The 13,685-nt window shown below is 66.6% G+C and carries 11 protein-coding genes; 4 read left to right on the top strand and 7 right to left on the bottom strand.

All coding sequences use genetic code 11. From position 1 onward, the window contains the following. Positions 1 to 36: 36 nt before the first annotated feature. From ABIB25_RS08095 to ABIB25_RS08070, 6 genes are all read right to left on the bottom strand, one after another. Entirely contained in the window at positions 37 to 2,454 is a 2,418-nt protein-coding gene (locus tag ABIB25_RS08095; RefSeq protein ID WP_354527911.1) for a thiamine pyrophosphate-binding protein, read from the bottom strand. 56 nt (positions 2,455 to 2,510) lie between these two features. Then, the gene (locus ABIB25_RS08090) at positions 2,511 to 2,843 is read right to left on the bottom strand and encodes a bifunctional 3-phenylpropionate/cinnamic acid dioxygenase ferredoxin subunit (RefSeq protein ID WP_354527910.1); all 333 of its coding nucleotides are present in this window, start codon (positions 2,841 to 2,843) and stop codon (positions 2,511 to 2,513) included. Continuing rightward, positions 2,840 to 4,006, bottom strand: coding sequence for an aromatic ring-hydroxylating oxygenase subunit alpha (locus ABIB25_RS08085; RefSeq protein WP_354527909.1), 1,167 nt, complete (start codon positions 4,004 to 4,006; stop codon positions 2,840 to 2,842). Before ABIB25_RS08085 ends, ABIB25_RS08090 begins: the two co-directional genes overlap by 4 nt. Positions 4,007 to 4,096: 90 nt before the next feature. Beyond that, on the bottom strand, positions 4,097 to 5,296 hold the full coding sequence (solA, locus tag ABIB25_RS08080; protein ID WP_354527908.1) for an N-methyl-L-tryptophan oxidase: 1,200 nt from the start codon (positions 5,294 to 5,296) through the stop codon (positions 4,097 to 4,099). A 94-nt stretch (positions 5,297 to 5,390) separates the two neighbouring features. Next, on the bottom strand, positions 5,391 to 6,617 hold the full coding sequence (locus ABIB25_RS08075) for a PucR family transcriptional regulator (protein WP_354527907.1): 1,227 nt from the start codon (positions 6,615 to 6,617) through the stop codon (positions 5,391 to 5,393). A gap of 125 nt (positions 6,618 to 6,742) precedes the next feature. After that, complete coding sequence (locus ABIB25_RS08070; RefSeq protein ID WP_354527906.1) at positions 6,743 to 7,909, bottom strand: trans-sulfuration enzyme family protein; 1,167 nt, start codon at positions 7,907 to 7,909, stop codon at positions 6,743 to 6,745. 199 nt (positions 7,910 to 8,108) lie between these two features. Between ABIB25_RS08070 and ABIB25_RS08065 the strand changes: the two genes are divergently transcribed. From ABIB25_RS08065 to ABIB25_RS08050, 4 genes are all read left to right on the top strand, one after another. Beyond that, positions 8,109 to 8,762, top strand: coding sequence for an ABC transporter permease (locus ABIB25_RS08065; RefSeq protein ID WP_354527904.1), 654 nt, complete (start codon positions 8,109 to 8,111; stop codon positions 8,760 to 8,762). Next, complete coding sequence (locus ABIB25_RS08060) at positions 8,755 to 9,846, top strand: ABC transporter ATP-binding protein (RefSeq protein ID WP_354527903.1); 1,092 nt, start codon at positions 8,755 to 8,757, stop codon at positions 9,844 to 9,846. The genes ABIB25_RS08065 and ABIB25_RS08060 overlap by 8 nt, the downstream gene beginning before the upstream one ends. Before the next feature lie 59 nt (positions 9,847 to 9,905). Beyond that, positions 9,906 to 10,649: an ABC transporter permease gene (locus ABIB25_RS08055; RefSeq protein WP_354527989.1), complete on the top strand. Its 744-nt coding sequence runs from the start codon at positions 9,906 to 9,908 to the stop codon at positions 10,647 to 10,649. A gap of 108 nt (positions 10,650 to 10,757) precedes the next feature. Next, a complete protein-coding gene (locus tag ABIB25_RS08050; protein WP_354527902.1) occupies positions 10,758 to 11,855 on the top strand; it encodes a glycine betaine ABC transporter substrate-binding protein in 1,098 nt (365 codons plus the stop codon). 161 nt (positions 11,856 to 12,016) lie between these two features. On the opposite strand, the gene phoA is transcribed toward ABIB25_RS08050, so the two are convergent. Continuing rightward, positions 12,017 to 13,399: an alkaline phosphatase gene (gene phoA, locus ABIB25_RS08045; protein WP_354527901.1), complete on the bottom strand. Its 1,383-nt coding sequence runs from the start codon at positions 13,397 to 13,399 to the stop codon at positions 12,017 to 12,019. Positions 13,400 to 13,685: the final 286 nt, after the last annotated feature.

Here is a 13,685-nt window from a genome sequence, read left to right as displayed (position 1 = left end):
GACGCGCTCTCGGGGATGAGGTCGGTGCCCACCCATTCACTGCGTACCGCTCGTTCGTTGACGCGCAGCGCGACGATCGACGAGTTCTCGGTCGAGGAGTTCACCGGACTGGAGAGGACGCCGAAGTGAGGAACTGCCCAGCAGTTCCGCTGCGGCTGAGGTGATGGCAGCGACGTCGATACCGTGCAGGCGATAGGCATCGGCAAGGTCGCTGGACTGGCCGAACTGGGTGACTCCCAGGCATCTGATCCGGTCGCCGCGCACCCCCGCGAGGAAGGAGAGCGTGTGGGGATGCCCGTCCAGCACCGTGACCATCGCCGACCGACCGCCTCCGGTGGACGCAGGGAACAGCACATCGAGGATCTCGTCGGCAGTGTCGCGCGCCCGGTCGTCGTCGGGGCCGCTTCGAGCCTGGAAGGCCCGGAACAACAGGTCGGCGCTGCTGACGCACACCACCCCTGCCCTGGTTCCGCCGGTGGACAACTCGGCGGCAGCGGTGATCACCTCGGGCATGATCGCCCCCATGCCGACCAGGGTCACCTCGTCGCCCGCGCCGCCGAGGATGCGGTATCCGCCCTGGACGCAGTGCTGCTGCCGCTGTGGATCGTCCCCGGCCAGATGCTGTGGAATCGCTCTCGTCGTCAGACGGAAGTAGGCGGACGATCCGCCCGGCCGGCCGAGTTCGGCCAACGCGGCGAGCATCGTCCACTCCAGGTCCTGGGTGAACGCAGGTTCCCAGGCCACGCACCCCGGCTGCTCCAACCCGATGGAAGGTGACGTGATCGACTGGTGCGCCCCGCCTTCCGCGGCCAGCGTGATACCGGACGGGGTGCCGACGAGGATGCTCTGCCCGCCGGCGTAGATGCCGAACGACCACGGCTCGAGGCAACGCGCGACGAACGGGTCGTAGAGGGTGGCGATGGGCAGCAGCGGCTCGCCCTCGCGACTCCAGGTCACCCCGAGTTCCCCGAGCAGCCCGACCAGGTTGGTCTCGGCGATGCCCAGTTCGATGTGCTGCCCGGCGACACCTTCCACCCAGCGGACCAGACGTTGGGTGTCGTCGGCGAACCAGTCACGGCGTTCGTCGACCGACCAGACCCCGGTGCGGTTGATCCAACCGCCGAGGTTGGTCGAGGATGCGACGTCCGGACTCAGGGTGACGACGCGGGCGGCCACCTCGGGCGCCGCCCGCCGGAGGTCCAGCAGGAACCTGCCGAGCCCGGCCTGGGTCGACTTCACTCCCTGATGACGCACCCCCAACGACGCCGGGACCGGCACCGGGGCCTTGAGGACGACGGGCTCGCGCCGCATCACATCGGCCCGGTGATCGACCACCGCTGCTGCCCGTGAGCCGAGGAACGGGGTCCACGGACGGCCTCGGTCCGCCCCGAGGTCGACTGCGAGCAGGTCCATCTGCTCCGGCGTCAGCAGCGCGGAGTGGTTGTTGGGATGCCCTTCCGTGGGGAGGCCCCAGCCTTTGATGGTGTACGCGAAGACGACCGTCGGCCGGTCCGGATCGACCTCCCCGTAGGTCTTCCCGAGCAGCGCCTGGTCATGGCCGCCCAAATCACGCAGAGCCGCGGCGAGTTCGGCCGGTGAGAGGGACTCGACCAGTCCGCGAAGCGCCGGCGTGCTCGGGCCGGAGTGAAGGATCCTGCCGTCCAGTGCCTCCGCCGACGTGCGCAGCAGCAACTGGTACTCCTCGTTGGGCATCGCCTCCAGCCGGTAGCGGAGTTCGTCACCGCCGCGACGGGCGAAGAGCGACTGCAGCACGCTGCCCCACTGGCAGGTCAGCACCTGCCAACCGGCGGCGCGGAACATCCCCTGCAGTCGGGCGATCTGGACGTCCGGGACCACTCGGTCCAGCGACTGCCGATTGAGGTCGACGATCCAGAGCAGCTCGCCGATGCGGCTGACCATCGGGTCTGCGACGGCCTCCCAGACGGCGCCTTCGTCGAGCTCGGCGTCACCGACGAGTGCGATCCACCGTCCCCGCGACCCAGTGTCGGCCGACCGCGACCGGAGATAGCGTCGCGAGATGGCCGCCCAGATCGTTGCGGTAGCACCGATTCCCACACTACCGGTGGAGAAGTCAACGGTATCTGGATCCTTGGAACGGCTCGGATAGCTCTGCAGGCCGCCCAACGACCGCAGGGTCGACAGCGCCTCCGCCGGCAGGTCGCCCAGGAGGTAGTTGATCGCGTGCAGCACCGGCGAGGCGTGGGGCTTGACCGACACCCGGTCGGCAGCCGTCAGTTCCGCGAACCAGAGACTGGTCATCACCGACACCAGGCTGGCGCTGGAGGCCTGGTGCCCGCCGACCTTCAGTCCGGAGGGATCGGAGCGGCCATGATTGGCAGCATCGACGATCGACGCCGACAGCCACAGCACCTGCCTCGAGATCTCCGTCAGCAGAACAGGATCACGCGGAGCTCCCGTGGAAGGGACAGCCATCGAGGTGACAGCCCTCGGAGGGACAGCCCTCGAAGGGACGGCTGCCGGAGGGACCGTCACAGCGCCTGCGTCACGAGCTTGACCCGGCCGTCCTGGGCGAAGGCACGGAACACCGGGACGGCGACCTTTGCCGGGGGCCCGTCGGGACGCCCCGTCCGCAGATCGAAAGTTGATGCGTGCAAGGGACATTCCACGGCGCAGCCCTCGATGAATCCGTCGGAGAGCCAGGCCTGCTGGTGCGAGCAGCGGTCCTGAATACCGAAGTACTCGCCCTGCGTGAAGAACACCGCAATGCGCCCGACCTCATCGATGGTGACGATCGCCGACTCACCGTCCGGCAGGTCGTCGATCCCGCAGACGTCGACGATCTGGGCGGTCTCGGCCGTCATGCGATACCCATCCGGTCGCGGTACCAGCGGTAGTACCAGTTGCCGATGATCTCCGACTCGGTGGGAACCAGCACGCCACCGTTCGCATACTGGCGGGAGTTCATGTTCGGCTGGCACCACTGCGCAGCGGCGAAGTCCTGCTCGTTGACCAGGTGGAAGAGCTCGACGGAGTCGGAAGGGTCGAATCCTTCGAGCCCGACCAGTTCGGCATCGAAGAGCCACTCGCACACCACCTTGGTGCGCTCGGCCGACACCGCCTCGAACCGGTGGATGATGACGTGATCCGGCATCAACGAGACGAAGCAGTTGGGCCGCAACACCATTCCGAAATATTTCTTGCTGTCGTCCGCTCCCAGCCCCGGTAATTCGTCGAACCGCGCCTGTCCCGAGAGCGAGAACCCATCCCGGCCGGCTGCGAACTGGTAGCCGCCCTGGTGGTAGGCGCCGTCCTTGAGCTCCTCGAAGCTCGCGAAGGTCGGGATCTGTTCCACCAGTTCGGGATGGATGGTGCCGCAGTGATAGCACTCCTGAAAGTTCTCCTGGATGATCTTCCAGTTGGCCGCCACGTCGTAGTCGATCCGCCTGGCCACCTTCAGCTCACCGATCCGGTAGCGGTCGATCCGCGATGCGTCGGTGCCCAGTCGGTATTCCAGGATCGGGTCGAGCTGGTCGGTCAGCGGAGCGGCGTCGGGATCCAGATTCACCCAGATCAGGCCCTGCCACACGTCCACCGACACCGCACCCAGGCTGTATTGCGCGCGGTCGAGGTTCGGCATCGCCTCGAAGTTCGGTGCGGCGATGAGCTTTCCGTCCAGCCCGTAGGTCCACGCGTGGTACGGGCAGCGGATGGCGCGGCCCACGTTCGCCGTCTCGGTGAGGCACAACTGCGCACCACGATGACGGCAGACGTTGAGGAATCCGCGGAGCACGCCGTCCCGCCCGCGGACCACGATGACCTGCTCGGTGCCGACGTCGGATCGCAGGATGTCGCCCGGCTTCACCAGCTCATCGGCACGCCCGACGTACATCCACTCGACCGAGAAGATCTTCCGCTGTTCCTGACGGAAGATCTCCGGATCGGTGTAGTAGTGCCCCGGCAGGGTCGAGGGCAGTACGGTCGGGGTGTACTCGGCAGGTGTGTGCCGGGCCTGGTCGAGACTCATGGGTGCTCCACTTCGAGGTCGTACGGTCGCAGCACGGCAAGTGTGCAAGAGCTTTCACAGCAATGGTTGTCGCGGTGGGACCCGGACATCTCAGGCCGCCGGAACGGCGTCGGGCAACAACCTGATGGTCGGGTCGAACCCGTGATCGGTGATTGCCGGACGGTCGTACCGGAAGCCCTGGATCGGGTAGTCGGTGCCGCCCTCGACCGCCAGGTCGGCCATGATGCGGCCCATCAGACTGGCGAACTTCGCTGCGTGCCCGGCCCCGACGAACACCGAGATCCGCGGATGGCCGGGTAGGAAGTCGAGCAGGAAATTGCGATCCGGCGTCAGGTCGTAGACACAGGTCTTCGTCATCAGCTCCGGCCCGAGTGCTGCCGGAAGACGACGGGACATGAAGTCCGTCAAGTGTCCCAGGTTCTCCAGATCCGCTTCCCAGCTGCGAGTTTCCTGGGTGACCACCCGCCCGGGCTCGTCCCGGCCGGCCTTGACCGCCACCTCGCCGTAGACCGGGAAGCCGTAGAAGGTGAAATCGTCGTCGTGGTAGACCCAGATGCCGAATCGGTCAGGGGCGAAGTCACGCAGGTTGACCGTCGACCAGTAGGTCACCTGCTCCGCCGTCAGGGTGATCGGCAGATCCACCCCCAGGGTCGACACGACCGGAGCGGTCCAGGAGCCCGCGCAGACGGACACCGTCTCCGCCTCGAACGTCCCCTTGTCGGTCGTCACCACCACCTTGTCCGGATAGGACTCGACCCGCAGCACCCTGGTGTTCTCCAGGAAGGTGACCCCGGCCGCTCTGGCCAGTGCGACGTGGGTGGCGTTGGCCTTGCGGATGTCCAGGATGCCGGACTCGGCCTGGTAGAGGGTGACCGTGTCGGGGTCGAGGTGCCATTGCGGCCAACGGCGCATCGTCTCGCCCGCGTCGAGCACCTCGTAGCGATGGCCCGCTGCGTCGAGGGCTCCGACGTAGCTGTCGATCCGGGACCTGGCCTGCGACCCGACGCTGAGGTTGACCCCGCCCGTGGTGTGCACCAGCTTCACCCCGCTGAGGTTCTCCACCTCCGTCCAGGTGTCGAACATCGATTGGGTCAGGTTCGTGTAGTCGGTCGAGTGGTAGGCATGCCGGATGATCCGGGAGTGATCCTCGGACGCACCCATCGAGTGACCAATCGAGAACTGTTCCAGGACGAGTACATCGGCGCCGGATGCTCCCAGCCAGTGGGCGGTGGCGCTACCGATCCCACCCGATCCGAGCACGATGTGTCGAAACCTGCCGTTGGCAGCCATTGATCTCCCAGGGAGCAATCGCGGCGGGCGGCCGCTGTCGTGGACGTACTGGTTCGGCACGTGTGGCGAGCATAGGAAGAAGTTCCGCTACGGGTCATCCAGCATGGTGCACGAATGGCGGACCCTCCGATGCGACACCGCAGTCGCCCGCCAGTCTGGCCAGCTTGACGGCCACATGCAGCAGCAGGCGATCGGCGCCATCGGACAAGGACAGACCGGTGATCGCCTCGATCCGGTCCAGCCGGTAGTAGAGCGTCGTCCGGTGGATGTTGAGTTCCTTTGCGGTGCGCTGCTTGTCACCGACGCAGTCGAGGAACTTCTCCACCGTCTCCACCAACTGGATGGACTTGCCGGAGCGGAGCAGGGTGAACAGGCCCAGCGGAAGCGAATCGTCCGAGAGCACGGAGGTGGGTAGCTGGCCGATCAGCGTGTAGGCGCCGAGTCGGTTCCACTCGGTGGTGGTCGGCGCGGTCGGTGCGGGTTGCAACCGGCGGGCCACCGAGAGTGCGACCATCGCCTGGCGTCGGCTCGCTGCGGCGCCGCCCAGCCCCTGGCTACCACCGCCGACAGCGATCCACCAGCCGCCCGGGGCGGCACCGAGGTTGGCGCTGATCCGCTCCGCGCCGGCCAGCATTTCGTCCTCGACCGGTCGCGGCCGTGCGACCAGCACCGTGGCCCGCCGCGCCGTGGTGGAAATCAGCCATCCTCCGGGACGGGCGCTGCGCGCAGCCCGGTGGACGGCCTCGCTCAGCGCGGCCGGATTGCGGCCCGACGTCTCCGCCGCGTCGATCACCAGCACCCCGACATGTCCGTCCTCGTCGAGGAATCCGTGCTGCAGCAGGTCGGTCGCGGCCTGGGCGGCGCTCTGCTGGTTCTCCGAGAGGACCTGCTCCAGGAGGGACGCACCGAACGCACTGTCCCTGTCCTGGATCATCAGTTCCTGCCGGAGCGAGACGGCGATCTCCGCCGCTGCCCCTTTCGCATCCTCCAGCTGGTCGGTGCCGAGAGAGTCCTCGCCGTCGATCAGCCACAGGAAACCCAACAGCGTGCCGTCGTGGCGGATCGGCACGCACACCCTTGCCAGCAGGCCGAGTTCGGCGTTCGGCTCGATCCGGATGGGATCGACGGACGTCCGCAGGCGGGCGTAGTCGATGTCCTCCGGGCGGGTGCGCCGATGGAGCAGGGACCACATCCGGGCCGGATCGGCATCACCGAAATGTTCACTCGCGGCCAGCATGTTGAGCATGTGGTCGTCGACGATCACCCCGCGGCGCAGACGCTCGCCCAGTGCGTCGACGACCTGCTGCACCCGGTTACGCATGCAGACCGGACCGTCGACGTGGATGCGGAGCGGTCAAGTCCATGGACGACAGTATGGCTGCCGTCCGTCAAAAGAGCCGGTCGGATCCGGGTCGATGATGTTTCCGGATGGCAACGTCAGGGCGGTCAGGCGTGCAGGGCCTGGTCCAGATCGTTGATCAGGTCCTCGACGCTCTCCAGCCCGATCGAGAGTCGGAGCAGGGACGCCGGGACCGACACCGCGGTTCCGCCGGTGGTGCAGTGCGTCATCTGCGCCGGGTGCTGGATCAGCGATTCGATACCGCCGAGGGACACGGCCAGGGTGAAGATCTTGGTGCGGGCGCACACCGCTGCCGCGTCGTCGAGCGTGCCGTCCACCTCCACCGACACCACCCCACCGAAGCCGTTCATCTGACGGGCTGCGATCAGGTGGTCGGGATGCCCGGGCAGACCTGGGTAGTGCACGGTGCGCACCCTGGGATGCCCGGCCAGGAACTCGGCGACCGCGGCAGCACTGGCGCAGATTCGTGACATCCGCACCGGCAGGGTCCGGATACCGCGGAGCACCAACCAGGCGTCGAAGGGGCCGGCAACGACTCCGATCTGCCCGGCCAGGCGCCTGATTCGGGCCGCCAGTTCCGGGCCCCTGGTCACCACCACCCCACCGGTCACGTCCGAATGTCCGCCGAGGTACTTGGTGGTCGAGTGGATCAGCAGGTCGGCGCCGAGCACGAGAGGCCGCTGCAGGGCCGGTGTCCCGAACGTGGAGTCGACGCCCAGCAGCGCGCCGCCGGCGTGCGCGATCGATCCGATCGCGGCGATGTCGGTGACCTTCATCATCGGATTGGACGGTGTCTCGACCCAGACCAGCCGGGTGCGCGGGGTGAGTGCGGCGGCTACCGCTGCGTGATCCCGCATGTCGACAGCGGTGTGATCGATCCCCCACGAGGGCAGCACCTCGCTGAAGAGATCCCAGGTGCCGCCGTAGATGTTGTCCGGGATCACCACGTGCGCCCCGGAGTGGCAGGTGCCCAGCACCGACAGCAGGGTGGCTGCCATCCCGGAGGCCGTCGCCACGGCGTCGCTCCCGTGCTCCAGCAACGAGAGCGCCTCTTCCAGGGCGGAGCGCGTCGGGTTGGCGATCCGCGAGTAGTCCCAGGTGCCGTCCAGCACCACCGACCGCTCGAAGGTCGCCGTCTGGTAGATGGGCACCGGGATGGAGCCGTTGTGGGCAGCGGGATCCATCCCGCCCCGGACTGCATCGGTGAAGACGGACGACGGAATGCCGCTGTCGGCAAGTGGAGATGCGGTCACCTGCCCGACGGTGCCAAACGCCGGGGACGAAAGCATCCGACACCCCCCATCAAATCGGTGCGATGTTTTACGACCTGGTGTCGGATGACGAGCAGTTGGCCGGCGGGGGAGAGTGACGTGGCCGGGACCTTTCCGAAGTTCGGCGCACTGATCCCGACCAGCCAGCCAATCAGCCGCCCACGGAAGGGAAATCCTGCAGATGGGACCCTCGATCTGGACTTACCTCGACAAGCAGTGGGTCCGCATCGAACCTCTGGTGTGGCAGCAGATCGAGTTGATCGCATTGTGCATGGTGCTGTCCGCGCTGATCGGAATTTCCGTCGGGGTGCTGGTCTGGGACAGACCGAAGCTCGCCGGTGCGGCCCAGTCGACCGCCAGCGTCATCCTGACCATTCCATCGCTGGCTCTACTGGTGCTGTTCATCCCGCCGTTCGGACTCGGTTGGCTCCCGACCGTGATCGCCCTAATCCTCTACGCCCAGCTCCCCATCATCCGGAACACCATCACCGGACTGCGGGGCGTCGACGCCGGCATGCTCGAGTCCGCCACCGGGATCGGGATGACGCGCACCCGCAGGCTGTTCCGGGTGCAGCTGCCGCTGGCCTGGCCGGTCATCCTTGCCGGACTGAGGGTCTCGACGATGATGACGTTCGGCATCTCGGCGATCGCGTCCTACATCAACGGGCCCGGACTGGGCAACCTGGTGTTCACCGGTTTGTCCCGTCTCGGCTCCGCCAATTCGGAGAACCAGGTGCTGGTCGGTGGTTTCGGTATCGCCATCCTGGCCCTGGTGTTCGACGGCCTGTTCCTCGTACTCCGCCGCGTCACCGTCTCGGGAGGCCTTCGTGTCTGACTCAACAAAGTCCCTGTCGCATTCCGACCAGCCCACCGCGCTCGGCATCGAACTGGAGAACCTCACCAAGATCTACCCCGGCCTGTCGATCCCGGCCGTGGAGAAGGTGAGCATGAACATCCCAGCGGGCGATCTCGTGGTCTTCGTCGGCCCGAGCGGTTGCGGCAAGACCACCACGATGAAGATGATCAACCGGTTGGTCGAGCCGACGAGTGGGGTGATCCGGCTGGGCGGCAGGGACGTCACCACAGGCAATCCGGTCGACCTGCGCCGCCAGATCGGTTATGTCATCCAGTCGATCGGTCTCTTTCCGCACCTGACGATCGAGGAGAACATCGGCGAGGTGCCGAAGATGTTGGGCTGGCCCAAGGGGAAGATCGCCGAGCGGGTCAGGGAGATGATGGCGATCGTCGGCCTGGAGCCGGGGCAGTTCGCCCGGCGCTATCCGCGCCAGCTCTCCGGTGGGCAGCAGCAGCGTGTCGGGGTCGCCCGGGCCTTGGCCGCGGACCCGCCGGTGTTGCTGATGGACGAACCGTTCGGTGCCACCGACCCGATCACCCGCCTGAACATGCAGCGCGAGTTCCGCAAGCTGCAGCAGGATCTCGGCAAGACCGTCATCTTCGTGACGCATGATTTCGAGGAGGCCCTGCTGCTCGGTGACCGGATCGCGGTGCTGGGCGACAGGTCCAGGATCGTCCAGTACGACACCCCGCTCGGTCTGGTCGGGAGACCGGCGGACGAACACGTCAGCGCGTTCGTGGGTGCGTCGGTGCACGTTCGCCTCCTCGGTCTGATCACGGCCGGCTCGGTCGCCGACACCTCCCTGGCGGCGCCCGGCACCCGTCTCGTGCCGGGGGCGGTGACGGTGGACGCAACCACGACGCTTCGTGACACGCTGGATCGGTTGCTCGGGGGGGCAACGGTGGTCCCGGTGGTCGATGCCACCGGAAAGGTGCTGGGCGGGTTGGACTATCCGGCGATCCAACGGGCGATCGTCAGTCAGATGGCCGCTCTGGAGCACAACACCGGATATCAGGGCGCGGTGCGAACCGGTGTCGCCAGACAACCGGTGGTGGCGTCGTGACGATCTCACTGGACAAGCCTGGCCCGCCGCCGCTGGATGATCATCCGCCGGCGCAGGTGATGGAACCGTCTCCGTCACACCGTCGAGGGCTGATCCATCTGCTGTGGCCGCCGGCCGGCATCATCGCGATTCTCGTCGTGCTCTGGCTCTGGGTGCACAGCCGGACGCTCGACTCGATCGAACAGCGGACCCTCAACCCGCAATTCATCACCGACGCGGTGCTCAGCCATCTGAAGATCACCGTGATCGCCACCGTGCTGATCCTCGTGATCGCCATTCCACTGGGCGTGATCCTGAGCCGCCCGTCCACCAGGTGGATCGCGCCATTGTTCCTCGGTATCGCCAATCTCGGACAGGCTTTTCCGGCGATCGCCCTGCTGGTGCTGCTGACGATGTGGCTCGACATCGGACTGACCCCGGCGATCATCGCTTTCGTTGCCTACGGCGTCCTTCCGGTACTTCGCAACACCATCGTCGGTCTGCAGCAGATCGACAAGGGCCTGATCGAAGCAGCGAAAGGCATGGGTTTCACCCCTGCCCGCATCCTGTTCCGCGTCGAGTTGCCGCTGGCGGTGCCGACCATGTTGGCCGGTGTGCGCACGACGCTGGTGCTGACCGTCGGCGTCGCCACCCTCGCCACTTTCGTCAGTGCGGGCGGGCTCGGCGACATCATCGTCGCCGGTCTCAAATTGAACCGGCTCCCGGTGGAGGTCACCGGGGCGGTGCTCGCCGTCTGCATGGCCCTGGCCGTCGATTGGCTGGCCCGTATCGCCGAGGATGTGCTTCGACCCAAAGGTCTCTGACGACAGAGCCTGCCATTCCGCTGCTCCATTCTGTGCAGCCACAGATCCACACATCGAACGCCGGGGTAATTCCGCCTCAGGCGTCAGCACACCGTTTCTGGAGGACCAATGAAGAAGAGATTTCTCGGCCCTGTTGCGCTGGCAAGCGCAGGCCTGTTCCTCCTCGCCGCCTGCGGGAGTTCCTCGACCGCCTCGGCCCCCGCTTCGTCCGGCAGTCCGGCGGCCGCGCCGTCGGCCGGTAGCCCGTCATCCGGGTCGGCCTCCAGCACCGCCCCTGCCGCACCGTCTGGATCCTCCTCCGACGGGCCCGCACCTTCGGGCGCCGTCGTCCCCTCGGCCGGCCGAGATCCCGCTTCGGTGAAGTTCGACGGGGCCACCTTCGTGGTGTCCAGCAAGGACTTCACCGAGAGCATCCTGCTGGGCAAGATCACCGGATCGGTCCTGAAGTTCCACGGCGCCAATGTCACCGACAAGACCAACCTCAAGGGTTCCGTCACCACGCGGACGGCGTTGACCAGTGGCGACGTCGACATGTACTGGGAATACACGGGTACCGGCTGGATCACCTACCTGAAGAACACCAAGCCGATCTCGGACCCGACCGCCCAGTACACCGCAGTCAAGACCGCCGATGCGAAGAACGGCATCGCCTGGCTCGCCCCGACCCCGATGAACGACACCTACGCCATGGCGATCCGTTCCGGGGTCAGTGGTCCGGCCGGCAGCGTCAAGACCCTGTCGGAGCTGGCGGCACTGACCAAGAGCAGCCCGGCTGATGCAACCTTCTGCCTGGAGAGCGAATTCGCCACCCGTGACGACGGTTTCCCGGGTATGACCAAGGCCTACGGAATGACGGTCCCGGCCTCGAACGTGAAGACGCTGGATACCGGCGTCATCTACAACGAGACCGCCAAGGGCAGCAGCTGCAACTTCGGCGAGGTCTTCGCGACCGACGGCCGGATCTCGGCGCTCAAGCTGACCGTCCTGGAGGACGACAAGCACTTCTTCCCGAACTACAACGCCGCGCTGACCCTGAAGGCAGGCCTGCTGGCCAAGTACCCGGGCATCGCCACCGTGATGGATCCGATCGCGGCCAAGCTCGACAACGCGACGATGACCAAGCTCAACGCGGAGGTCGACAACGACGGGAGCGACCCGCAGGACGTGGCCGACGCATGGCTCAAGGCCCAGGGTTTCATCTCCTGACCCGCTGAAGCCGGAGGTCAGGTGCGGTGGAGAACGAGAAGGGCGGCGGTGAAAGGGAAGTGCGGTGGGGAACGGGAAGGGCGGTACCGCGGGAAGTTCCGCGGTACCGCCCTCGTGGTATTACCTCGATGACTCGCGCCCGATCGCGGGCGCGAACGACGTCACCCGGTGAAGACGCCCAGCGCCCTGGTCATCGTGTAGAACAATTCGGTCTGGTCGGTGACACCGAGGACGTTGGCCGCCTGCGGGCCGCCCGCAGCGATCCGGACCTGGGTGCCGGTGTGCTCCTGGGACGAACCGGCCGGTGCGGTGCCGTAGCTGATGGTCATGTTCGCGCCGTCCTTGGTCACCAGAGTGGCGGTGAGGCCGGGGGTGACCGAGCCGGCTTCGACGATCTGGCTGGTGTGGCCGTGGTCGGCGGTGACGATCACCAACGTGTCGGGGTGGCGCTGCTGGTAGCGCAATGCGGTCTGTACGGCCTTGTCGAATTCGACGGTCTCACCGATCTGTCCACAAGGGTTGGCGGCGTGGTCCTGCTTGTCGATCGAGGCACCCTCGATCTGCAGGAAGAAGCCCTTGGACTTTCCGTTGGACTTCTTGTCCAGTGCGGTGATGGCGGTCTGGGCCATCACCGACAGGTGGGGTTGCGTGTTGGCCCGCGCGGCGTTGATCTGGCAGGTCGACGGGACGGTTCCGGTCAGCGTCGGGGTCGGCCCGACGTATTCCAGGTCCATGTTGCCGGCAGCGAAGGTGCCAAGGATCGGCTTGGCGAGGTTGGCGTCAGCCAGCGCATTGGCGTCGGTGACCACCTGGTATCCAGCGGCAGAAGCCTGCTGCAGCACAGTCTTCCCGGTGAACGGCCCGGCTGCGATGGTCTCGTCGAAGTACTTCTTGCCGCCGCCGAGGAGGATGTCCGGTCGGGTCTGGACGAGCTGCTCGGCGATGGAACCCTTGCCCCCGTTCTGCTTCGCGTTCGCCGGGCACAGCGTCAGCGTGGCCGCCGGTCCCTTGCAATCGCGGTTGACGACGTGCGCGCCGAGCACCGCGGGTGTTGCGTCCTGCAGTTCGGCGGTGGTCACGTCGCCGGTGGCGTAGCCGGCCATGCGGGCCAGTTCCAGCACCGTCGGAACCGCCTTTCCCGACGGAAGAACGGAAATGGCGCCGTTGTAGGACTTGTGGCCGGTCGCCCAGCCGGTGCCGGACGCGGCCGAGTCGGTGACGTAGTCCGGCAGGGACGGGTTGTCCTTCTGGACCGAGTAGGTCGTGTACGCCCCGGTCAGCGGCAGGGTGTCCATCGACAGCCGGCCGGCTGCGCCCTTGGCGTAGTTGCGGGCGATGGTGATCTCGGAGTCGCCCATCCCGTCACCGATGAGGAGGATGACGCTCCGGGCCTTGCCGCCCTTGATGGCTTCACGTGCGGCCTGTGTGTTGTCGCGGTGCTTGCTGGTGACGACGGCCGCAGTGGCGATACCCGCCGCTCCGATCGTCACGGCGGTGACCATCAGAACCACACCCGCTCGGCGGGACATTCTCGATCCGAACATCAAATTCACTCCTGCTCGTCTGCTGTGGTGCCGGGGGTCGACATCTCAGCTAGAGCACAGACGAGCCAGATTAAAGTCGCAGTAAACCCCTGCGTACGGGAAGTGTCGCCGTGGTGAACACTGCGTCGCAAGTGGTCGAACGGTGAGGATCGGGACGGGCCCACAGAGCCCCCTGCCTCGAGGTGCAGGAGATGAACGGCGAACCAACGTTGGGCGTTCTGTTCATGAACGACAGGTAGCTTCGAGGATCTGTCCGCGACCGCGGGCTCCCTGGAGGTTGTCGATG

This window comes from Nakamurella sp. UYEF19, assembly GCF_040546275.1.
GTDB lineage: Bacteria > Actinomycetota > Actinomycetes > Mycobacteriales > Nakamurellaceae > Nakamurella.
Note: the sequence above shows the minus strand (reverse complement) of the source record. Positions and strands in the feature narration are given on the sequence as shown.